Source organism: Microbacterium sorbitolivorans (assembly GCF_003327285.1).
GTDB lineage: Bacteria > Actinomycetota > Actinomycetes > Actinomycetales > Microbacteriaceae > Microbacterium > Microbacterium sorbitolivorans.
On sequence record NZ_KZ848473.1, the window covers coordinates 716,982 to 738,218 of the forward strand.

At 70.0% G+C, this 21,237-nt stretch carries 19 protein-coding genes; 8 read left to right on the plus strand and 11 right to left on the minus strand.

Annotated elements, in window-relative coordinates:
- Positions 1 to 41: 41 nt before the first annotated feature.
- The 5 genes from DTO57_RS03630 to DTO57_RS03650 are packed head-to-tail and all read left to right on the plus strand — an operon-like array spanning position 42 to position 5,601.
- Positions 42 to 731 carry an SOS response-associated peptidase gene (locus DTO57_RS03630; protein ID WP_114116829.1) on the plus strand — a complete coding sequence of 230 codons (690 nt, stop codon included), beginning with the start codon at positions 42 to 44 and terminating at the stop codon, positions 729 to 731.
- A 49-nt stretch (positions 732 to 780) separates the two neighbouring features.
- Complete coding sequence (locus DTO57_RS03635; protein ID WP_114117273.1) at positions 781 to 2,058, plus strand: M18 family aminopeptidase; 1,278 nt, start codon at positions 781 to 783, stop codon at positions 2,056 to 2,058.
- Positions 2,055 to 2,948 carry a 3-methyladenine DNA glycosylase gene (locus tag DTO57_RS03640; RefSeq protein ID WP_114116830.1) on the plus strand — a complete coding sequence of 298 codons (894 nt, stop codon included), beginning with the start codon at positions 2,055 to 2,057 and terminating at the stop codon, positions 2,946 to 2,948. The genes DTO57_RS03635 and DTO57_RS03640 overlap by 4 nt, the downstream gene beginning before the upstream one ends.
- A gap of 42 nt (positions 2,949 to 2,990) precedes the next feature.
- Positions 2,991 to 4,910 carry an N-acetylglucosamine-specific PTS transporter subunit IIBC gene (gene nagE, locus DTO57_RS03645; protein WP_114116831.1) on the plus strand — a complete coding sequence of 640 codons (1,920 nt, stop codon included), beginning with the start codon at positions 2,991 to 2,993 and terminating at the stop codon, positions 4,908 to 4,910.
- Between the two features lie 13 nt (positions 4,911 to 4,923).
- On the plus strand, positions 4,924 to 5,601 hold the full coding sequence (locus DTO57_RS03650) for an NUDIX hydrolase (protein WP_114116832.1): 678 nt from the start codon (positions 4,924 to 4,926) through the stop codon (positions 5,599 to 5,601).
- A 104-nt stretch (positions 5,602 to 5,705) separates the two neighbouring features.
- Here the strand turns inward: DTO57_RS03650 and DTO57_RS03655 are convergent, their stop codons facing one another.
- From DTO57_RS03655 to DTO57_RS03670, 4 genes are read right to left on the minus strand one after another with little or no spacing between them, the layout of a single operon-like run.
- Positions 5,706 to 6,878, minus strand: a complete 1,173-nt coding sequence (locus tag DTO57_RS03655; RefSeq protein ID WP_342352692.1) for a DUF6716 putative glycosyltransferase — start codon at positions 6,876 to 6,878, stop codon at positions 5,706 to 5,708.
- A gap of 2 nt (positions 6,879 to 6,880) precedes the next feature.
- A complete protein-coding gene (locus DTO57_RS03660) occupies positions 6,881 to 7,753 on the minus strand; it encodes an N-acetylneuraminate synthase family protein (protein ID WP_114116834.1) in 873 nt (290 codons plus the stop codon).
- Positions 7,753 to 8,928, minus strand: coding sequence for an acylneuraminate cytidylyltransferase (locus tag DTO57_RS03665; protein ID WP_229730317.1), 1,176 nt, complete (start codon positions 8,926 to 8,928; stop codon positions 7,753 to 7,755). Before DTO57_RS03665 ends, DTO57_RS03660 begins: the two co-directional genes overlap by 1 nt.
- Positions 8,925 to 9,833: a hypothetical protein gene (locus DTO57_RS03670; RefSeq protein WP_114116835.1), complete on the minus strand. Its 909-nt coding sequence runs from the start codon at positions 9,831 to 9,833 to the stop codon at positions 8,925 to 8,927. Before DTO57_RS03670 ends, DTO57_RS03665 begins: the two co-directional genes overlap by 4 nt.
- Before the next feature lie 130 nt (positions 9,834 to 9,963).
- Between DTO57_RS03670 and DTO57_RS03675 the strand changes: the two genes are divergently transcribed.
- A complete protein-coding gene (locus DTO57_RS03675; protein WP_114116836.1) occupies positions 9,964 to 10,998 on the plus strand; it encodes an FUSC family protein in 1,035 nt (344 codons plus the stop codon).
- Positions 10,999 to 11,114: 116 nt separating this feature from the next.
- On the opposite strand, the gene DTO57_RS03680 is transcribed toward DTO57_RS03675, so the two are convergent.
- From DTO57_RS03680 to DTO57_RS03700, 5 genes are read right to left on the minus strand one after another with little or no spacing between them, the layout of a single operon-like run.
- The gene (locus tag DTO57_RS03680; RefSeq protein WP_114116837.1) at positions 11,115 to 11,918 is read right to left on the minus strand and encodes a shikimate dehydrogenase; all 804 of its coding nucleotides are present in this window, start codon (positions 11,916 to 11,918) and stop codon (positions 11,115 to 11,117) included.
- The gene (gene mltG / locus DTO57_RS03685) at positions 11,915 to 13,408 is read right to left on the minus strand and encodes an endolytic transglycosylase MltG (RefSeq protein ID WP_162785645.1); all 1,494 of its coding nucleotides are present in this window, start codon (positions 13,406 to 13,408) and stop codon (positions 11,915 to 11,917) included. Before mltG ends, DTO57_RS03680 begins: the two co-directional genes overlap by 4 nt.
- Positions 13,409 to 13,418: 10 nt before the next feature.
- Positions 13,419 to 13,883 carry a Holliday junction resolvase RuvX gene (ruvX, locus tag DTO57_RS03690; protein WP_114116839.1) on the minus strand — a complete coding sequence of 155 codons (465 nt, stop codon included), beginning with the start codon at positions 13,881 to 13,883 and terminating at the stop codon, positions 13,419 to 13,421.
- Positions 13,880 to 16,540, minus strand: coding sequence for an alanine--tRNA ligase (gene alaS, locus DTO57_RS03695; protein ID WP_114116840.1), 2,661 nt, complete (start codon positions 16,538 to 16,540; stop codon positions 13,880 to 13,882). Before alaS ends, ruvX begins: the two co-directional genes overlap by 4 nt.
- A 32-nt stretch (positions 16,541 to 16,572) precedes the next feature.
- Entirely contained in the window at positions 16,573 to 16,752 is a 180-nt protein-coding gene (locus tag DTO57_RS03700; RefSeq protein ID WP_114116841.1) for a hypothetical protein, read from the minus strand.
- A 120-nt stretch (positions 16,753 to 16,872) separates the two neighbouring features.
- On the opposite strand from DTO57_RS03700, the gene DTO57_RS03705 reads away from it, so the two are divergent.
- The gene (locus DTO57_RS03705; RefSeq protein ID WP_373285619.1) at positions 16,873 to 17,460 is read left to right on the plus strand and encodes a type II toxin-antitoxin system PemK/MazF family toxin; all 588 of its coding nucleotides are present in this window, start codon (positions 16,873 to 16,875) and stop codon (positions 17,458 to 17,460) included.
- 128 nt (positions 17,461 to 17,588) lie between these two features.
- Here the strand turns inward: DTO57_RS03705 and rpsD are convergent, their stop codons facing one another.
- Positions 17,589 to 18,218, minus strand: coding sequence for a 30S ribosomal protein S4 (gene rpsD / locus DTO57_RS03710; protein WP_114116842.1), 630 nt, complete (start codon positions 18,216 to 18,218; stop codon positions 17,589 to 17,591).
- A 176-nt stretch (positions 18,219 to 18,394) separates the two neighbouring features.
- Positions 18,395 to 19,723 (minus strand): replication-associated recombination protein A, encoded by a 1,329-nt coding sequence (locus DTO57_RS03715; protein WP_114116843.1) that lies wholly within the window; start codon positions 19,721 to 19,723, stop codon positions 18,395 to 18,397.
- Between the two features lie 104 nt (positions 19,724 to 19,827).
- Between DTO57_RS03715 and DTO57_RS03720 the strand changes: the two genes are divergently transcribed.
- A complete protein-coding gene (locus DTO57_RS03720) occupies positions 19,828 to 21,222 on the plus strand; it encodes a DUF349 domain-containing protein (RefSeq protein WP_308420479.1) in 1,395 nt (464 codons plus the stop codon).
- Positions 21,223 to 21,237: the final 15 nt, after the last annotated feature.

Here is a 21,237-nt window from a genome sequence, read left to right on the forward strand (position 1 = left end):
TCCCTCCCCCGCCGGGCCCACACGGCGGGTAGGTTCAAAGCATGTGCGGACGCTTCGTGGTGGCCAATGTCGGATCCGAACTCGTGAGCGAGCTCGGCATAGATCTCATGAGCGATGAGCTCCCCGAGCCCAGCTTCAACGTCGCCCCGACGGCGCTCGCCGCGATCGTCCTCGACTCCGCGAAGACCGAGCCACCGACCCGGCGCCTCGAGCCCGCCCGCTGGGGCCTCGTACCTGGCTGGGCGAAGGATCTCTCGATCGGATCCCGTGCGTTCAACGCCCGCGCGGAGGAGCTCGAGGAAAAGAAGATGTTCGCGCCCGCGCTCGCGAAGCGCCGCGCCGTGATCCCCGCGACGGGCTACTACGAGTGGAAGGTCGACGGCGACGGCAAGGTGCCGCTGTTCATCCACCCCGAGGGCGGCGAGCCCATGCTCTTCGCCGGGCTCTATGAGTGGTGGCGTAGCCCCGAGAACCAGTGGATCCTGAGCTTCACGATCCTCACGCAGGAGGCGGTGGGCGGCCTCGGCTCCATCCACAACCGCATGCCCGTCTTCCTCGACGCCGATCACGCCGACGCGTGGCTCGACACCGACCTCGAGGAGCCGCGCGACATGCTCGATGCCGCGATGGCCGACGCGCCCCGCGTCGCCGAATCGTTCGCGTGGCACCCCGTGGGATCCGCCGTCGGCAACGTGCGCAACAACTCGCCCGAGCTGATCCTGCCCGCGTAAGACAGCGAGCTCGCAACACCTCGTTTGCGATAATGGACGGGTGACGACGATTCCTGCAGAAGCCCGTGCCCACATCGATGACCTGGCCGCGTTCGTCCAGGCATCCCCCTCCTCGTACCACGCAGCCGACGAGGCGCGCCGCCGCCTCGTCGAGGGCGGCTTCACGGCGCTCGCCGAGGCCGACGCGTGGGATCTCGCGCCCGGCGGCCGCTACGTCGTCGTGCGCGAGGGCAGCGTCATCGCCTTCGCCCTGCCGGCCGCGGCCACGGCCACGACGCCGTTCCAGATCGTCGGCGCCCACACCGACTCGCCGAGCTTCAAGCTCAAGCCGAAGCCGACGACGATCGGCACCGGCGGCTGGTGGCAGCTCGGCTGGGAGGTCTACGGCGGCCCGCTGCTGAACTCGTGGCTCGACCGCGAGCTCATCCTCGCCGGCCGCATCGTCACGCTCGCGGGCGACGAGCACCTCGTCCGCACGGCCCCCATCGCGCGGATCCCGCAGCTCGCGGTGCACCTCGACCGAGGCGTCAACAACGACGGGCTCTCCCTCGACAAGCAGCGCCAGACCGCGCCCGTCTGGGGCCTCGGAGACGCCGAGTCGGCCGACATCCTCGCCGTTCTGGCGGCCGACGCCGGAGTCGACCCCGAAGAGATCGGCGGCTTCGACATCGTCGCCGCCGACAGCCAGGCGCCCCGTGTCTTCGGCGCGCACGACGAGTTCTTCGCGAGCGGGCGCATGGACAATCTCCTCTCCACGCACGCGGGCCTCATCGCCATCCAGGGTGCGAAGCCCGAGTCGGCCATCGCGATGTTCGCGGCCTTCGACCACGAAGAGATCGGATCCTCGAGCCGCTCGGGCGCGGCCGGCCCGTTCCACGAGGAGGTCCTCACGCGGATCCTCGCCGCCTTCGGAGCCGGCGCCGACGAGCGCGCGCGCTCGTTCGCGCAGTCCCTCCACGTCTCGAGCGACGTGGGCCACTCGGTTCATCCGAACTACTCCGAGCGCCACGACACCGTGAACCAGCCTGTCGCGGGCGGCGGCCCGATCCTCAAGATCAACGCTAACCAGCGCTACGCCACCGACGCCCACGGCGCCGCCGCGTGGAACGCCGCGTGCGAGCGCGCGGGCGTCCCCTCGCAGGAGTTCGTGTCGAACAACACCATGCCCTGCGGCTCGACGATCGGCCCGATCTCGGCAACGCGCCTCGGCATCCGCACGGTCGATGTGGGAGCGCCGATCCTCTCGATGCACTCGGCCCGCGAGCTGACCGCCGTGGTCGACCCGTGGTTCCTCTCGCGCGCCATGGGCGAGATCCTCGCCAAGTGACGCGGCTTTCTCGTGACGAGTGGCGTGAGCGCGAGGCAGCTCACGCCACTCGCGCGAACGCCCTGACGGCCGAGCACCGTGCGCGGCGTCAGAGCGGCGAAAAGCACCCCGTCTGGGACTTCCTCTTCACGTACTACAGCGTCAAGCCGTCGCTCATGGCGCGCTGGCACCCCGGCGCGGGCGTCGTGCTCGAGGGCGCCGCAGACGAACCGCGCGCCGGCTTCCGCTGGTACGCGCCGGGCCCGGATGCCGGATCCCTCGTCGTCGACGACGCCGCCTTCGATCGCGAGATGCCCGTCCTCTCGCGGCTCATCGAGATCATGCTGCGCCGCACCGCCGAGCGCGCCGGCCAGTTCGACTGCTTCGGCCTGCACGAGTGGGCCATGGTGTATCGCCAGGGCGAGCACCGCCACCCCCAGCCGCTGCGCCTCGGCCAGGCGGGCACCGACGAGGTCGTCGATGCGCACGACCTGCGCTGCACGCACTTCGACGCCTTCCGTTTCTATACGCCCGCGGCGATCCCCCTCAACCGCACGCAGCTGACGCGCGACGATCAGCCCGACCGCGAACAGCCCGGTTGCCTGCACGCCGGCATGGACGTCTACAAGTGGGCCATCAAGCTCGGCCCCCTCGTGCCCGGCGAGCTCATGCTCGACGCGTACGAGCTCGCGCGCGACATCCGCCTGCTCGACATGGAGGCCGCGCCCTACGACCTCTCCGACTTCGGCGTCGAGCCCGTGCGCATCGAAACCACCGAGGGCAAGGCCGAATACGTCGCGCGCCAGCGCGCCTTCGCCGAGCGCGCAAACGCCCTCCGCCACCGGATCCTCACCGCCTGGCGCGGATCCGAAATCGGCGTGGGTCTGTCGGAAACCGTCGCGGCCGGATAGGTTCTGGGAAGTCCCTATCACTTCCCTGTTCGGAGACCCCGAATGAAGTTCTTGCAGAACCTCGGTAAATCACTGATGATGCCGGTGGCCGTCCTCCCCGTCGCGGCGATCCTCATGGGCGTCGGCAACTGGATCGACCGTGCCACTGGCGGCAACGTCGTATCCGTCTTCTTCCTGAAGTCCGGCGGCGCCGTCCTCGACAACCTCGCACTGCTCTTCGCCATCGGCATCGCCTTCGGCATGGCCAAGAAATCCGACGGCGTCGCGGCGCTCTCGGGCCTCGTCTCGTGGCTCGTCGTCACGACGCTTCTCGCACCCGACGCCGTCGCCGGGATCCTCGGCGGCATCGCCGTCGAGGACGTGGATCCGGCCTTCGGCGCCGTCAAGAACGTGCTCGTCGGAATCCTGTGCGGCCTCATCGGCGCCTACTCCTACAGCCGCTTCGCCGACACCAAGCTTCCCGATTGGCTCGCGTTCTTCTCGGGTAAGCGCTCGGTCGCGATCGTCTCGGCGGGCATGTCGATCGTGCTGGCCGCGATCCTGTTCTTCGTCTGGCCCGTCGTCTACGGCGCGCTCGTCGCCTTCGGCGAGTGGATCGTGGGCCTCGGCCCCGTCGGCGCCGGCCTCTATGGGCTCTTCAACCGCCTGCTGATCCCGACCGGCCTGCACCACGCGCTCAACTCCGTGTTCTGGTTCGACGTGGCCGGCATCAACGACATCCCGAACTTCCTCGACGGCACCGGCGAACTCGGCGTCACCGGCATGTACACGTCGGGCTTCTTCCCGATCATGATGTTCGGCCTCCCCGGCGCGGCGCTCGCGATGTACGTCACCGCAAAGCCCGGCCGCAAGAAGGTCGCCGCGGGCATCCTGTTCTCGGCCGCCTTCGCCTCGTTCTTTACGGGCATCACCGAGCCGCTCGAGTTCTCGTTCATGTTCCTCGCGCCCGCCCTCTACGGCCTCCATGCCGTGTTCACGGGCATCTCGCTGGCGGTCACCGCGATCCTGCCCGCGCGCATGGGCTTCGGCTTCTCGGCTGGCGCGATCGACCTCGGCCTCGGCTGGTCGAACCCGCTGGCACAGAACCCGTGGATCCTCTTGCTGCTCGGCGTCGCCTGGTTCGTCATCTACTTCCTCGTCTTCACGTTCGTGATCAAGCGCTGGCAGCTGAAGACGATCGGCCGCGAGGACGACGAGATCATCGAGGAAGACGACAGTGCGGGAGTCGACGCCAAGTACGCCGCGACCGCCTCCCGCTTCCTCACCGCCCTCGGCGGCAAGGAGAACATTACGAGCCTCGACAACTGTGCGACCCGCCTGCGCATGGAAGTCGCCGACGTCTCGAAGGTCGACGACAGCGCCCTGAAACGCGCGGGCGCCGCCGGCACGATGAAGCCCGGCGGCAAGTCGGTGCAGGTCGTCTACGGCCTCAACGTGCAGTTCGTGAAGGAAGCCATGGAGGGCATCATGTCGGGCGCCATCGAGGCGCCGGGCGACGACGTTCCCGCCGCGATCTCGGCGACAGAGACCGTCACGACGATCACGCAGCAGAAGGCGCGCGTCGTGCGCCTGCTCCAGCCCATCGCCGGGCAGGTGAAGCCGCTCAGCGCGGTGCCGGATCCGACCTTCGCCGACGAGATCATGGGCCCGGGACTTGCGATCGAACCGATCGGCGACACCGTCGTCTCGCCCGCTCCCGGCCGCGTCGGACACGTGTTCGACACGGGCCACGCCGTCGCGGTCGTGACCGATGAGGGCATCGAGGTGCTCGTGCACGTCGGGCTCGACACCGTCGACATGGGCGGCGACGGCTTCACGACCCTCGTGAAGACGGGCGATCTCGTCGACGAGGGCACGCCGCTCCTGCGCGTCGACCTCGACAAGATCCGTGCCGCCGGACACCCGACGATCACGCCCGTCGTGGTCCTCAACTCGGCGCAGGCGAAGGTCGAGTTCCGGTAATAGCATCGAGGAGATGACCTCCTCCGCATACGCGCAGCTGCGCGACCTCATGGCCCGGGCGGGCGACACTCCCCTGTGGAGCCCGCCCGGGCCCGTGCTGTCCGGATCCGCGGGCGCTGGTTCGCGGCCGGCGGCCGTGCTGATCCTGTTCGGCGTGCTCGACGACGTTCCCGCCGATCACCACGCCGCCGCCGTGCCGCGCGACCTCGACCTGCTGCTCCTGACGCGCGCGACGACGCTCCGCTCGCACCCCGGCCAGGTCGCGTTCCCGGGCGGGCGCATCGATCCGGGCGACAAGGATCCGGTCGACGCCGCGCTCCGCGAGGCCCGCGAGGAGACGGGGATCGACACCGACGGCGTCGAGGTTCTCGGTACGCTCGCCGAGCTCTCGCTCCCCCACTCGCGCCACCGCGTGACGCCCGTCGTCGGATGGTGGCGCTCGCCGTCGCCCTTCCGCGTCGTCGACGAGGCCGAGAGCCAAGCGGTCTTCCGCGCGCCGGTCGCCGACCTCGTGGATCCGCAAAACCGCGTCACCTGGGTCGCCCGCGGCGGGCGCGGCCCGGCCTGGAACCTGGTAGCCGACGGCGAGCCCCAGTTCCTCTGGGGATTCACCGCCGGCATCGTCGACGTGCTACTCACGCGCCTCGGCTGGGCCGAGCCCTGGGACACGACCCGCGAGGTCGAGCTCTAACCCCGCCCCACCCCACCCCGCCCCGCCGAAAGAACAAGATTTCCCCGAACGGATACGAAATAACGTAGGCGCTCGGGGAAATCTTGTGCGTTCGGCGGGGAGGGCTACCCGAACAGGTGCTTCACGCGCCGCGCCAGGCGCACGAGGAAGCGCGCCGGGTGGCCGACGAGGGCCACGGCGCGCGACTGCCACGTGCGGTCGCGGCTGCCGAGGGCGAGGTGCCGCTCCCATACCTCGCGCAGGCCCGAGATCCGCGGCACCTCGCGCGGGCGCGGATCCGCGATGAGCGCCTCGAGCGCCGACACCCACGTGTCGTCGGCGGGCTCGTGGAAATAGTTCTCGGCGAGCCAGCCCGGCGCGGGGTGGCGGAACCGGCGATCGATGACGTCGTCCTCGGATCCGAACAGCCCGCTACCCTCGAACACGAGGTTGATGAGCTCGCCCGAGACCCCGAAGGTGTCGAGCGCGATCACGGGCACGCCCTGCGCGGCCGCCTCGATCGCGGCCGTCGAGCTCACGGTCATGAGGCCCTCGGCGCTCGCGAGCGCCTCCGACATCGGCGCGTACGACACGACGAGGTTCGGCGGCGTCTCGCCGAGCAGCTCGGGATAGCTATCGGTCTCGCGGTGCGTCTCGTGCTCGCCCGGCTTGCCGCGCAACTTCAGCACGACGCGGCGCGACGGATCCGCCGCCGCCGCGGCGACGAGCAGGCGCGCGACGCGGATCCGGTCCTCGCGCTCGCGCGGGACGATCGCCTGCGCCGCGAAGACGAGGTCGGTGCCCTCGGATTCGCGCTCGTGGACCCCCCGCGCGAACGGCAGCGTCGCGAGCGCGAAGCTCTGCTCGATGCCGCGCTCGTGCGCGAGCTCGCCGAACTCCCGCACCTCGCGGTGCGAGTGCAGCACGAAGAGGTCGCACAGGCGCCGGTAGTGCAGCGCGCGCCACGTCGCCGGGATCGAGATGCCGGGCAGCCCCGTGACGATGACGGGCCGCGGCGACAGCCGCGCCGCCGTCCGCGCGATCACGCGCGCGACGGGCCCGCGGGCCGCGACGAGAACCGCGTCGCAGCCCGCGAGGATACCCGTAAGCTCGTCGAGCGTCGCCCGCCGCACCGGCACGTCGACGCCCGCCGTCGCGGCGCGCAGCTGTGCGTCGCTGACGACGAGGTCGGTGTCGAGCACGACGAGCGAACCGTCGACACGGGGATCCGCGACGAGCGCGGCGCCCCACTTCACATACGAGTCGGTATCGGCGACCGCGATGACCCTGGGAGCCAGGGTTACGCCCCGACGCGGCGCAGCTTGGCCTTGGGGGCGAGCTCGCCCTCGAAGACCTTCTTCACGCCGTCGCCGCGCGCTTCCTCGATGATGCGGATGTCGCGCACGAGGGTCGTGAAGCCTCCCGGCTCGAGCGAGGCGGCGTGGTCGGATCCCCACATCGTGCGGTCGAGCGTGATGTGGCGCTCGACGGCGACGGCGCCCATGGCGACGGCGGCGAGCGAGATCTGCAGGCCGCGCTCGTGGCCCGAGTAGCCGACGGGAACGCCCGGGAAGCGGTCGCGCAGCACGGGGATCATGCGCAGGTTCGCCTCGTTCGGCTCCATCGGGTAGGTCGACGTGGCGTGCAGGAGCACGAGGTTGTCGGTGCCGAGGACCGCCACGGCGCGGTCGATCTCTTCCATCGTCGACATGCCGGTCGAGAGGATGACGGGCTTGCCCGTCGCGCGGAGCGCCTCGAGCAGCTCGATGTCGGTGAGGCTCGCCGAGGCGACCTTGTGGGCGCGCACGTCGAGGTCCTCGAGAAACTCCACGCTCGGCACGTCCCACGGCGATGCGAACCACTCGAGGCCGCGAAGGGTCGCGTAGTCGCCGACCTCGACGTACTCGTCGCGGCCGAACTCGACGCGGTAGCGGTAGTCGAGGTAGCTCATGGTGCCCCAGGGCGTCTCGCGCGGCACGTCGCGCATGTGCTCGGGCGTCGCGATCTCGGGCGTGCGCTTCTGGAACTTGACCGCGTTCGCGCCGGCGGCGGCAGCGACGTCGATCAGCTGCTTGGCGATCTCGACCGAACCGTTGTGGTTCAGGCCGATCTCGGCGATCACGAAAGCGGGCGCGGTGCCGCCGATCTGGTGCGATCCAATGGTGACGCTCATCAGCGTGTTCCTTCCTGTGGTGTGGCGCGCGCCGCGAGCACGCGTTCTGCGAGCTCACGGACGGCCCCGTGCCCGCCGCGGCGGGTGAGCTGTACGCGCGCCGCGGCTGCGGCGAGCGGATGCGACCCCGGCACCGCGACGGGCCAACCGACCGCGCCCAGTGCTTCGACGTCGTTAATGTCGTTTCCGACATATGCGATGCGCTCGAGCGGGATGCCGGCGTCGGCCGCCCATTCCTCGAGCGCCGCGCGCTTATCGCGCGAGTTCTGGATGACCTCGACCCCGAGCTTGCGGGCCCGCGCCGTGACGACGGGGTTGCGCTCGGTCGAGAGGATCAGCACGGGGATCCCCGCCTCCCGCAACAGCCTCACGCCCATGCCGTCCGATCGGCTGACGCGCACGTGCTCCTCGCCGTACTCGTCGACCCCGGCGGTGTCGTCGGTGTGCACGCCGTCGAAGTCGGTGACGACGGCGAGCACGTCGATAGGCTCCGCGGATCCGTAGAGCGGCGCGAGCGCGCGCGCCGCGGCCAACTCGTCGGGGGTGTCGATCTCGATCGCCGTCGCCTCCGGCACCTCGACGATGCGGGTGCGGCCGAAGAAGCGGTGCTGGGCCTCGCGGAAGCCCGCGGCATCCATGACGTAGAAGGCGCCCGTCTCGACGTACGCGGGTTCGCGGTCCTGCCTGCGCGGGCGGTGCGAGGCGTCGTGCCCGAGCGCCTGAGCGAGGCCGTCTGCCTTCGTCCAGAAGAACTCGTACGATTCGCGCGCCGAGAACGCGCTCTCGGCCTCGCCCGACGCGACGAGGTCGCAGGCGCGGCCCAGCGCATCGGCAGGGATGAACGGGCTCGTCGCCTGGAGGAATGCCAACACGCGAACGTCGACGCCGCGGCCGGCGAGCTCGTCGAGGGCGTGGATCAGGGCCGCCTCGGAGCTCGCGAGGTGTCCCGAGATCTCGGCGGGGCGCCAGACGATCTCCGCTCCCGCGGTGGTCGCGGCGGCGGCGATCTCGGCGTCGTCGGTCGTGACGACGACGCGATCCATCCGGCCGCTCGCGATCGCGGCGCGAACCGCGCGCGCCACCAACGGGATCCCGCCGACGCGCGCGACGTTCTTGCGCGGCACGCCCTGCGAACCACCACGCGCAGGGATGATCGCGACGATTTCGCCCGTCACAGCGCGAGCTCCGGTCGATCCGCGAGATCGTATTCGCGAACGACCGATTCGGATCCCGCAAGCACGCGCCGCAGCGTCACCACCGCGCTCGAGGGCAGCGTGACGATCTCGCGCGGGCGATCCTGAGCGGCGAGCACCAGCTCGACCGGCAGGCCCGTGTGCACGACCGTCACTCCCCCGATCCGGGCGACCTCGGCGAGCGTCTGTTCGCACTCGCGGCGGTGCGGCAGATAGACGGCAGGGCCCCCTCGCGCCTGCCGCCTGACCCATGCGACGTATTCGGAACGGTCGATCAGCCCGTCGGCGACGCGCGCCGTGCCGAGGATCACCCGTCCCGCCCCGAGGGGCGTCGCGCTCTTGGTGCTGCGCACCCATTCGAACCCGTGGCGCGACACCGTCGCGCCGAGGCTGCGCAGCCGCGCCTCTCGCTCGTCACCGAGCGGGAAGGCTGTAAACAGATCGACGGATCCGCGGGCCGCGCGAAGCTGCACGAGGTCGAGCGCCAGCGGCGTCACCCGGCGCGCGATGGCGCCCTCGCGGGTCGCGCGCGGCCGGGCGTAGGGCCGGGCGCCCGTGAGTGAGTCGGCGAACGCGACCGCGTTCAGCCCGTCGTCGAGGAACGTGATGCGCTTCGGGCGCAGGACCGTCGCGGCCAGGCGAAACTGGCCCGAGAAACCATCGCCGACGAGCCAGTGCTCGCGCGTGGCGAGCATGCGCCACGGGATCCCGTGAAAGCCCACTTGCTCGCCAAAGAGCGCGCCCCGCGCGGCGGCCTCGTTCGACGTCTGCTCGACCTGCGCCATCAGCCGGCCGGCCACGTCCACGCGGGTGCCGTGCGCGTGTGCCCACTCGGCCGCGCCGAGAAGTTGCAGCGGCGACTCAACCCACGCAAGAGGTGACGGCATTCGTGCTCCCGACGAGAAGTTTCCTGGCTTCGGACCACTTTGCGCTCGCGACGTAAACGCGGCCACCCTCAAGGGTGACGTGGAGCTGAACAGCACATTAAGCGTCGCTCGCTCGCGTAGCGTTGTCTTTATGAAGGTTATGGCCGCGGTCCGCGCCCAGCGGCGCTCGCCGCTGCTGCACATCGTGAAGTCCACCGTCGCGACCCTCGCCGCGTGGCTCGTGGCCGAGATCCTGATTCCCTCCGGCCCGCCGCCCGTGTTCGCCGCGATCGCCGCGCTGCTCGTCGTGCAGCCGAGCCTCAACCAATCGCTTTCGAAGGGCATCGAGCGCTCGATCGGCGTGCTCGTCGGCGTGATCATCGCCTCGATGCTCGCGCTCGTCCTCGGCACCTCGTCGTGGGTCGTGCTGCTCGCGATCGTCATCGCGCTCATCGGCTCGTGGGCGATCAAGATGACGCCGGCGACGACCAACCAGGTCGGCATCAGCGCCTTGCTCGTCATCGCGCTGGGCGCCGATACCCCCGACTACGCGCTCATGCGCGTGCTCGAGACCGCGCTTGGCGCCGCCATCGGCTTCAGCGTGAACCTCGCGCTCGTGCCGCCCATCGCGGTCGCGCCCGCGCACGCGAAGCTCGACTCGCTCGGCGCCGAGATCGCCGCCACGATGGATCGGCTCGCGGGCGCCCTCGAGGCCCCGCAGACCCCCGCCCAGCGCGAGGAGCTCCTCCTCACGGCGCGTCTCCTCCGCCCCATGCGCGATCAGACCGAGCTCGCGATCGACGCGGCCGCCGACTCGCTCGCGCTCAACCCGCGTAGCCGGCGCCACCGCGGCGAGCTCACGGAGGTGCGCGCGCTGTTGACGCGCTTCTCCCCCGTCGTCACGCAGGTGCTCGGCATGACGCGCGCGTTCTACGACCGCTACGACGACGACGTCTACCGCGAGAGCGCCGTCATCGGCATCGCCGAGCAGCTCCGGCGCGCCGCTCACGACGTGCGCCTGGCGCTGCGCCAGACCGGCACGGCTGCGGAACCGGCCGAGACGACGACCCTCCCGGCGCTCACGCGCCCGTACACGATCGCGGCGCCGACGGGCGACCACTGGATCCTCATCGGCGCGCTGCTCGAAGACCTCCGCCGGATCCACGAGGAACTCGTCGAGGCGTAGCCCCGCCCACGCCCCTCTCCCCCGCGAAAGAACAAGCTTTTCGCGAGCGCCTACGTTATTTCATGTGCGCTCGGGTAATTCTTGTGCGTTCGGTGGGGGTGGCGCGGCGCGGCGCGTCAGGCCAGGGCCGCGCGCATCGCCGCGATGACCGCGGGCTCGTCCGGCAGCTCGGCCTGCGGGTCGCCGTTCACGAACACGCGGACCTGAATCACGGCCTGGTGCAGCAACATCGCGAGGCCGTGGTGCGTGGTGCCCGGCCAGGCCTCCGCAAGCGAGGTCGGCCACGGGCTGTACGCGACGTCGAAGAGGGTGCCGCCGAGCTCGCCGAGACGCGCCGCAACCCGCGGATCCAGTTCGGTGCCGCCCGGCAGGGTCGCGATCGTGAGGTCGACGGATCCCGTGGGGGCGTCGAACGGCGCGACCGTCACGGGGACGCCCGCCCGCTCGCCGAGCCCGACGAGCGGCGCGGCCGCCTCAGGGCGGCGCGCGACGACCTCGACGCCCTCCGCCCGAAGCTCCGAGAGCGCGACGATCGCCGACGTCGTCGTCGCTCCCGCGCCGACGATGCGCACGCGGCGCGCGGATCCGGATCCGATCTCGTCGAGCGCGCGGGCGAGGCCGCCCACGTCGGTGTTGAAGCCCGCGACCTCGGCCCCGCCGAAGAACAGCGTGTTGGCGACGCCCGTGAGCTCCGCCCAGCGGTCGCGGCGCGCGGCCGCCTCAAAAGCGTGCGACTTCAGGGGGTAGGTCAGGGCCAAGCCACGCACCCCGCCGGCCTCGAGCGACCCCGCGAAGGTCTCACCCGAGACCTCGCGGCGGTCGAACGTCCAGTCGAGCCCCAGCGCGCGGTACGCCGCCAGGTGGAGCTGCGGCGATCTGCTGTGCGAGATCGGCGAGCCCCAGACCTCGAGGTGCGTCATGCACACCCCGCGTTGTCGGGGTTGTCGGCGCACCAGGTGCGAAGCTCCGCGACGTTCTGCTCGTGTTCCTCGAGCGTCGCGGCAAACTTCGTCTCGCCCGTGTCGAGGTTGACGGTCGTGAAGTACAGCCAGTCGCCGTTATCGGGGTGCATCGCGGCCTCGATGGCGTCGTCGCCCGGGTTGGCGATCGGCGTCGCGGGCAGGCCCGTGATCACGTAGGTGTTCCACGCATTGTCGTCGGCGAGTGCCTCCGCCGAGGTGAACACGCTGCCCGAGTGGATCTCGCCGTAGCCGTACTGCGCCGTCGAGTCCATCTGCAGCATCATGTCGATGTCGAGGCGGTTCTCGATGACGCGCGACACCTTGCCGAACTCGCCCGCGGGCGCCTCGCGCTCGATGATCGAGGCGATGGTCAGCACGCGCTCCTCGTCGCCCTCGGCGACGCCCGCCTTCGCGAGCGACTCGCGGGTGCGGTCGACCATGCCCTGGATGACCTCGGTGATGTCAGTCCCCGGCGTGTAGTCGTAGCTCGTCGGGAACAGCCAGCCCTCGAGCGTGTCGGCGTCGACGCCGTAGGCCGACGGATCCTCGACCGCCGCGCGCACGTCGTCCTCGGAGATCTCGAGCGCCGAGGCGATCACGGGAATGATCTGCTCGACCGAGTATCCCTCGGGGAAGGCGATTCCGGGAAGTTTGGATGCCGGATCCTGCAGCGCCGAGAGCGCGGCCCCGGCCGTCATCTTCTGCTGCAGCTGGTAGACGCCCGGCACGAAGTTCGGGTTCTGCTGGATGTCGACGAGCATGTCATAGAAGACGCCTGGCGTAAGCGTGACGCCCGCGTCGTTGAGCTTCTCCGAGATCTCCCAGCCGGTGTCGCCCGACTCAATGAGAATCGTCGCCTCGCCGGTCGCGAGCCCCGACTCGTAGTCGGTCGGCTCGGCGTTCCAGCCGAAGAAGTCCGCAAGGGGGCCCTCGGCGCGCTGCGCGAGCCAGTAGCCGCCGAAGGCGAGGCCCGCGATGAGCGCGAGGATGATCAGGATGATCACGATCGCGCCGCGGCGGCGACGCTTGGGACCGGTCACGTGATTGCCGGTCGTGAGGAGCGAGTCGAGCTCGCCCGAAGAGTGCGCGTCCTCCGCCGCGAACGAGCCGATGCTCGTCTTGACGGTCGCGGGCTCGCGCTCGGACGCCGCGGGCGCCTGGGCGCGCGTCTCCCGCGGCGCGGGCGCGCGCGTCGGTTCCTCACGACGCTGGGGCTGGCGCGTCTGTTGCACGCCGATAAACGGATCCGCGGATGCCGCGGGGCGCTCGGACACGAACGGATCCGAGGTGGTTTCGGGGGCGGGCTCGCCATGTACCGGCGTGCCGCCGGTCACGAATGGGTGCTCTTCGCTGGCCGCTGCCTCGGCTTCGGCCCACTCGCGGGCGCGCAACTCACGGAGCTCACGCCGGGTCAGGCCCGTGCCTTCGGGGGAATCAGGCTGGGTCATTTCGGCTACATTACTCCAGATCGAGCACGAATCCTGGTGCGGAACCTGTGCTCTTCTCGGTGTCGACGGCATGTTGCAGGAACACGACGGCGGCGATCTGGTCGACAATCCCGCGAGATTTCTTCTGCGATCGGCCCGATTGGCGAAGCGCCGTGTGCGCGGTGACGGTGCTCAGGCGCTCGTCGACCATCCGGATCCCGGTGCCGGGAAGCGCGCGACCCAGCTCGGCCGCGAACTCGCGCGCGTCGGCCGTCGACGGGGTGTCGTCGCCCTGCATGTTGAGGGGCAGGCCGACGACGAGCTCGATCGGGCCGTACTCGGCGGCGATCGCCGCGATGCGGGCGATCGATGCCTCGTCGCGCGGCACCGTCTCGACGGGAACCGCGAGCATGCCATCGGGATCGACGCGGGCAACGCCCACGCGGGCCTTCCCCACGTCGATCCCGAGGCGAACGCCTCGACGGAAGTCGCTCACGCGGCCTCGATGGCGGTCCGCACTGCCTCGAGGGCCGCGTCGACCTTCGAGGCGTCCTGTCCGCCGCCCTGGGCGAAGTCGGGCTTGCCGCCACCGCCACCGCCGAGCACGCCGGTCGCAATCTTCACGAGCGCACCCGCCTGCACGCCGGCCTCGCGGGCCCGCTCGGTGGTGCCGACCGCGACGATCGGGCGACCGCCCGCGACACCAACGAGGGCGACGACGGCGGGCTCCGATGCCAGGCGCTCGCGCACCTGGGTGACGAGCGCGCGAACGTCGTCGGCGGATCCGATCTCGCCGAGCGACTCGGCGACGAGCTGAACCCGGCCGACGGTCGTCGCCGATGCCGCGAGGCTCGGAACGCGCTGCTGCAGTTCCTTCGCCTCGAACTGGGCGATCTGCTTCTCGGCGCGCTTCAGGTTGGCGCTGAGCTCGGCGATGCGCTCGGCGAGCTTGTCCTTCGGCGTCTTCAGCGCGCTCGTGAGTTCGTTCACGAGGCGACGCTCGGTCGTGAGCTCGCGGAACGCGTCGATGCCGACGAGGGCCTCGACGCGGCGGTTCGACGCGCCGACCGACGACTCGCCCGTCAGCGAGATCAGGCCAATCTCGCTCGAGCGGCCAACGTGCGTGCCACCGCAGAGCTCGCGCGACCAGGGACCGCCGATGTCGACCATGCGCACGGTCTCGCCGTACTTCTCGCCGAAGAGCGCCATCGCGCCCGCGGCCTTTGCGTCATCGAGGCTCATGATTCGCGTCGAGACCTCGAGGTTGTCTGAGATGGCGTTGTTTGCGATCTCTTCGATCTCGGTCTTCGTCTCGGCCGACAACGCCTGGCCCCAGGCGAAGTCGAAGCGCATGTAGCCTGCGCGGTTCAGCGAACCGGCCTGCGTCGCGCCCGAGCCGAGCGTGTCGCGGAGCGCCGCGTGCACGAGGTGCGTCGCGGAGTGCGCTGCCTGCGCGCGGCGGCGGTTCTCGCCGTCGACGATGGTCGTCGCCGCGTCGCCCACGGCGACCTCGCCGGAGTGGACCGTCACGGTGTGGCTGATGAGGCCCGGGACCGGGCGCTGCACGTCGAGCACGTCGAGCTCGAAGCCGTTGCCCACGATCGCGCCCTTATCGGCGACCTGGCCACCCGACTCGGCGTAGAGGGTCGTCTCGGGCAGGATCACCTCGGCGACCTGACCGGCCGTCGCGCGGTCGGCGGGGACGCCGTCGACGATGAGGCCGAGAACGCGCGTCTCGGTCTGCAGCGCGTCGTAGCCGAGGAAGCTCGTCTCGCCCGCGCCGCGGAACTCGCGGTACACGCTGAGGTCGGCGATCTGGCGCTTGCGCGACCGAGCGTCTTCCTTCGCGCGCTCGCGCTGGGCCTTCATGAGCGAGTCGAAGCCGTCGCGGTCGACGCCGAGGCCGGCCTCCTCGGCGATCTCGAGCGTGAGGTCGATCGGGAAGCCGTAGGTGTCGTGCAGCAGGAAGGCCTGGTCGCCGGCGAGCTTGTCGGATCCGGCGGTCTTCGTCTTCTCGACCGCCGTGTCGAGGATCGTGGATCCGGCGGTGAGGGTGCGCAGGAAGGTCTCTTCCTCCGCGAAGGCGTAGCTCGACAGGCGCTGCCAGTCGGTCTCGAGCTCGGGGTAGCCCGCCTTCATCGCGTCGCGCGACGCGGCGAACAGCTCGGGGAACGTCGCCTCCTCGACGCCCAGCAGGCGCATCGAGCGCACCGTGCGTCGCATGAGGCGGCGGAGGATGTAGCCGCGGCCCTCGTTCGAGGGCGTGACGCCGTCGCTCAGCAGCATGAGCGAGGAGCGCACGTGGTCGGCGATGACCCGGAAACGCACGTCGTCTTCGTGGTTCTTGCCGTACGTGCGGCCCGAGAGCTCCACCGCGCGGTCGAGGACCGGACGCACCTGGTCGGTCTCGTACATGTTCTCGACGCCCTGCTTGAGGAACGCGACGCGCTCGAGGCCCATGCCGGTGTCGATGTTCTTCTGCGGAAGCTCGCCGACGATGTCGAACTCGGTCTTGCCGCGCACGTTGTCGATCGCGTACTGCATGAAGACGAGGTTCCAGATCTCGAGGAACCGGTTGTCGTCGACCGCGGGGCCGCCGTCCTGGCCGTACTTCGGGCCGCGGTCGAAGTAGATCTCCGAGCAGGGGCCCGCGGGGCCGGGCTGGCCCGTCGTCCAGTAGTTGTCCTCGCGGCCCAGCCGCTGGATCCGGTTTGCGGGTAGGCCCGCGACCGAACGCCACAGCTGCTCGGCCTCGTCGTCGTCCTCGTAGACCGTGACCCAGAGATCCTTCTCATCGAAGCCGAGGCCGCCGTCGGCCTCGCTGCTCGTCAGGAGCTCCCAGGCGTACGAGATGGCGCCTTCCTTGAAGTAGTCGCCGAACGACCAGTTGCCCATCATCTGGAAGAAGGTTCCGTGACGGGCGGTTTTGCCGACTTCCTCGATGTCGTTCGTGCGGATGCACTTCTGCAGATCGGCCGCGGCCTTGTACGGCGCGGGGACGACGCCCGTGAGGTACGGGATGAACGGCACCATGCCGGCGATCGTGAACATGATCGAGGGGTCGTCGCTCACCAGCGACGCCGACGGCACGATCTCGTGATCCTTCGAACGGAAGAAGTCGAGGTAGCGGTTGGCGATCTCCGCGGTCTTCATATGAGGGGGGTGTCCTTTTTCGAAGGGAAAACTTACTGCGCGCTCTCGCGCTCGACCTCGGCACGGTAGGCGTCGGTCAGCGCGCCCGTGAAGTCGTTCACACGGGCGTCGATCGAGGCGAGCAGCTCGTGACCCCGCGGATCCTTATTCATGAAGTGCGCGGCAACGAACCCGCCGATGATACCGAGCAGGAACCAGACCACGTTCTTCATGTCATCTCCAGAGGTCGCGAGCAGACGTCGTTCCATCCTATGCCGTGCGCGTGAGGGAATCACGCTGATCCGCCTCGTGTGGTGATCGGGCGCCGCCCGCCGCGACCGTAGGCTGGAGGAATGGCGAAGAATTTCTTCTGGAAGGTCGTCGAATTCGGCATCGACGCGCTGCTCGGATCCGATAGCGCGAAGCGCGGCCGGCGCACGTCGTCGAAACCCTCGGTTAAGCCGTCAGCGAAGCCCGCCTCGACGCAGCCCCCGCACGCCGAGGCGATGGACGGCCAGTTCGGCACGACGGCCACGATCGAGGTGGATCCGAGCGCCGCGAAGAACGTGCGCCTCGAGTACGCGCCGAAGTCGGACGGCCACCCCGACGCGGGCGAGATCGTCTGGACGTGGGTTCCGTATGCCGAGAACGACGGGCGGGGCAAGGACCGCCCCGTGCTCGTCATCGCGCGGCACACGAAGGACCGCGTCTACGCCGTGAAGCTCACCAGCAAGGACAAGCATGGCCGCGACGACCGCCTCGGCATCGGATCCGGTTCCTGGGACTCGAGCGGCCGCCCCTCGTGGGTCGACATCGACCAGCTCTACAGCGTGCACCACGACGGGCTGCGACGCGAGGCCGCCGCGCTCGACATCGAGAGGTTCACGCGGGTCGCCGCGGCGCTGCAGTCGCAGTTCGGCTGGAAGACCGCCAAGGGTTAGGCGTCACGAGACTCGGAGAAATCACGAGACTCGGGCCCTGCGCCGAGATTCCTCCGAGTCTCGTGATTTCTCCGACTTCCGTGCACGCAAAAAGACCCCAGCAAAAGCTGGGGCCTTTTCGGTAGCTCTTAGCGAGCCGCGTAGTACTCGACGACGAGCTGCACTTCACAGGTCACGGGGACCTCAGCGCGCTTCGGGCGAGCAACGAGCTTCGACTGGAGCTTGCCGAGCGACACCTCGAGGTACGAGGGAACGGCCGGCAGAACCTCGGCGTGGCCGCCGGCGGCTGCAACCTGGAAGGGCTCGAGGCCCTCGCTCTTTGCCTTGACCTCGATCGTCTGGCCCGGCTTCACGCGGAAGGAGGGACGGTCGACAATCTTGCCGTCGACGAGGATGTGGCGGTGCACCACGAACTGACGAGCCTGTGCGGTCGTGCGGGCGAAGCCCGAACGGAGCACGAGCGCGTCAAGGCGCATCTCGAGGAGCTCGACGAGGTTCTCACCCGTCAGGCCCTCAGCGCGGTTCGCCTCGTTGAAGGCGATGCGCAGCTGCTTCTCACGGATGCCGTACTGCTCGCGCAGACGCTGCTTCTCGCGAAGACGCACAGCGTAGTCGCTGTCGGCCTTACGCTTGGTGCGTCCGTGCTGGCCGGGGCCGTACGGGCGCTTCTCCATGTAGCGAGCAGCCTTGGGGGTCAGCGCAACGCCGAGCGCGCGCGACAGGCGGACCTTGCGGCGGTCCTGGGACTTGGTAACCATGAAGGTTCCTTTCACGTGCCGTCAGGTGACGGCTTCACGGGCGTACATTCCGCCTTCTTCCACGCGCGGGCGTACGCCGGAGTACCCGCAGGAAGTCGCGAAGGGGATGTGCTCGGATTTCGAGCCTCACCATCCTAACAGAGCGCGCGCCCGCGCAACCAGGGCGGGTCCTGGGATCAGTCGCCAACGATGCGGCGGATCTTGTCGAGCCGCTCGGCGACCTCGCGCTCGGCGCCGTGAGTCGTCGGCTCGTAGTATCGCGTGCCGCGGAGCACGTCGGGAAGGTACTGCTGGGTGACGACGCCGCGGGGGTCGTTGTGCGGGAAGAGATAACCCTTGCCGTGGCCGAGCCGCTTCGCGCCGGCGTAGTGCGCGTCGCGCAGGTGGATCGGCACGACCCCGATCTTCCCTGCGCGCACGTCGGCGAGTGCCGAGTCGATCGCGTTGATGACGGCGCCCGACTTCGGCGCCGTCGCGAGGTAGATGGTCGCCTCGGCGAGCGGGATCCGCGCCTCCGGCATGCCGATGAGCTGCACCGTGTCGGCGGCCGCGACCGCGATCTGCAGCGCGCGCGGATCCGCCATGCCGATGTCCTCGGCCGCGTGCACCATGAGCCGCCGGGCGATGAATCGCGGATCCTCCCCCGCCTCGATCATGCGGGCGAGGTAGTGAACGGCGGCGTCGGGGTCGGATCCGCGGATCGACTTGATGAACGCGCTGATGACGTCGTAGTGCTCGTCACCCTGGCGGTCGTATCTCAGCAGCGCGCGGTCGACGGCCTGAGAGACCTGCTCGGCCGAGATCGTCGGGACGACGCCCTCCTCGGCCTCGCTCACGGCGACGCCCGCGGCGGCCTCGAGCGCCGTGAGGGCGCGGCGCGCGTCGCCCGACGACAGCGCGACGATCGCGTCGCGCGCCTCGTCTTCGAGCACGACGGATCCGTTCAGGCCGCGGGCGTCGGAGACGGCGCGTTCGACGAGGGTCACGAGGTCGGCGTCGGTGAGCGGCTTGAGCGTCAGGAGGAGCGATCGCGACAGCAGCGGCGAGATCACCGAGAACGAGGGGTTCTCGGTCGTCGCGGCAATAAGGATGACCCAACCGTTCTCGACGCCCGGCAACAGCGCGTCCTGCTGCGCCTTCGTGAAGCGGTGGATCTCGTCGAGGAACAGGATCGTGGACTGCCCGTAGAGGTCGCGCTGATCGAGCGCCTGCTGCATGACCTCGCGCACGTCCTTCACGCCCGCCGTGATGGCGGAGAGCTCGACGAAGCGGCGGCCCGAGCTGCGGGCGATCGCCTGCGCGAGGGTCGTCTTGCCGGTTCCGGGCGGCCCCCACAGGATCACCGAGACGGTGCCGGGCTTCTGGGCTTCCGGATCCGCGAGCGCGACGAGCGGGGATCCGGGCCCGAGCAGGTGCCGCTGACCGGCGACCTCGCTCAGCGAGGTCGGCCGCATGCGGACCGCCAGGGGCGTCTGGCCGCTAAAGAGGGCGCCGGAGGATTTCATCCCCTCGAGACTATCGCGCGCGAATGCACGGGATTCCGCGAGATGTCATAGGCTGGGATGGTCCCTTTCCCCTTCCCGCGGACATCCGCGATGAGGAGCCTCCCGTGTCGACTCCCGACAACACCACCGACAACGCCAGCACCGAAGCACCGAAGCCCGGTCCTGTGCCCTCCCCCGCGGCCTTCGCAAAGCTTGCCAAGCCCGCCGCACCGACCGCTCCCGTGGTTGAAACCCCCGCAGCTCCTGCCGCTCCCGTGATCCCGGCGACGCCGGGCGCGAGCGACTGGGGCAAGGTCGACGAAAACGGCGTCGTCTCCGTCAAGGAGGGCGACGACTGGCGCGTCGTCGGCGAGTACCCCGACGGCACGCACGAAGAGGCTCTGCAGTACTACGTACGCAAGTTCGACGAGCTGTCGTTCAAGGTCGTCGCCATCGAGCAGCGCCACCAGTCGGGCGGCGCCACGGCGTCGGCCCTGCGCAGCCAGGCCGCTCAGCTGAAGAGCGAGGTCGTGGGCGCCGCAGCCGTCGGCGACCTCGCCGGCCTCGAGCAGCGCCTCGTGAGCATGATCGATGCCCTCGCCGAGGCCGCCTCGCAGGAGGCCGCCGCACAGCGCGCCGCCGTCGACGGCGCGATCGCTGAGCGCACCGCGATCGTCGAGAAGGCCGAGGCCCTCGCGGCCCGCGACCCGCAGCAGGTGCAGTGGAAGCAGGCGACCGCCGAGCTCAGCGCCCTGTTCGACCAGTGGCAGGACCACCAGAAGAACGGCCCGCGCCTCCCGAAGAACACGGCCCAGGCCCTCTGGAAGCGTTTCCGCGACGCCCGCTCGACCGTCGAGCGCGCCCGCCGCGCGTTCTTCGCCGAGCTCGACGAGGTGCACAAGGCCGCGAAGCAGACCAAGACGCGCCTCATCGAGCGCGCCGAGGCCCTCGCCCCGCAGGGCGAGGATGGCATCGCCTCCTACCGCAACCTCCTCGACGAGTGGAAGCGCTCGGGTCGTGCCGGCCGCAAGGCCGACGACGCGCTCTGGGCCCGTTTCAAGGCCGCCGGAGACGTGCTCTACGGCGCGCGCCAGGAGCGCGACCTCGCCGAGCAGGAAGAGTCGAAGCCGCGCATCGAGGCCCGCGAGGCGCTTCTCGTCGAGGCCGCGAAGGTCGCCGACATCGCCGACCTCAAGGCCGCGCGCCAGGCTCTGACCGACATCCAGCGCAGCTGGGACGAGACGGGCCGCGTGTTCCCGCGCGAGGTCGAGCGCGACCTCGACGGCCGCATGCGCAAGATCGAGCTCGCCCTCAAGGACCGCGAGGACGTCGACTGGAAGCGCAACAACCCCGAGACGAAGGCGCGCGCGAACGACATGGAGTCGCAGCTGCGCGAGTCGATCGCCGGCTTCGAGAAGGAGCTCGCCGACGCACAGGCCGCCGGCAACGCGAAGGCCGCGAAGGAGGCCCAGGAGGCCATCGACGCGCGCACCGCGTGGCTCCGCGCCATCGGGGCGTAGTTATCCACACCCCCT

Excerpts from the sequence above, each read along its gene's own strand:
- nagE (WP_114116831.1), top strand. The coding sequence starts at position 2,991 with ATGAAGTTCTTGCAGAACCTCGGTAAATCACTGATGATGCCGGTGGCC.
- mltG (WP_162785645.1), bottom strand. The coding sequence starts at position 13,408 with ATGACCCAGCCTGATTCCCCCGAAGGCACGGGCCTGACCCGGCGTGAG.
- alaS (WP_114116840.1), bottom strand. The coding sequence starts at position 16,540 with ATGAAGACCGCGGAGATCGCCAACCGCTACCTCGACTTCTTCCGTTCG.
- DTO57_RS03700 (WP_114116841.1), bottom strand. The coding sequence starts at position 16,752 with ATGAAGAACGTGGTCTGGTTCCTGCTCGGTATCATCGGCGGGTTCGTT.
- DTO57_RS03630 (WP_114116829.1), top strand. The coding sequence starts at position 42 with ATGTGCGGACGCTTCGTGGTGGCCAATGTCGGATCCGAACTCGTGAGC.
- rpsD (WP_114116842.1), bottom strand. The coding sequence starts at position 18,218 with ATGGTTACCAAGTCCCAGGACCGCCGCAAGGTCCGCCTGTCGCGCGCG.
- DTO57_RS03670 (WP_114116835.1), bottom strand. The coding sequence starts at position 9,833 with ATGCCGTCACCTCTTGCGTGGGTTGAGTCGCCGCTGCAACTTCTCGGC.
- DTO57_RS03705 (WP_373285619.1), top strand. The coding sequence starts at position 16,873 with ATGGCGAAGAATTTCTTCTGGAAGGTCGTCGAATTCGGCATCGACGCG.
- DTO57_RS03650 (WP_114116832.1), top strand. The coding sequence starts at position 4,924 with ATGACCTCCTCCGCATACGCGCAGCTGCGCGACCTCATGGCCCGGGCG.
- DTO57_RS03660 (WP_114116834.1), bottom strand. The coding sequence starts at position 7,753 with ATGAGCGTCACCATTGGATCGCACCAGATCGGCGGCACCGCGCCCGCT.
- DTO57_RS03680 (WP_114116837.1), bottom strand. The coding sequence starts at position 11,918 with ATGACGCACCTCGAGGTCTGGGGCTCGCCGATCTCGCACAGCAGATCG.
- DTO57_RS03715 (WP_114116843.1), bottom strand. The coding sequence starts at position 19,723 with ATGAAATCCTCCGGCGCCCTCTTTAGCGGCCAGACGCCCCTGGCGGTC.
- DTO57_RS03675 (WP_114116836.1), top strand. The coding sequence starts at position 9,964 with ATGAAGGTTATGGCCGCGGTCCGCGCCCAGCGGCGCTCGCCGCTGCTG.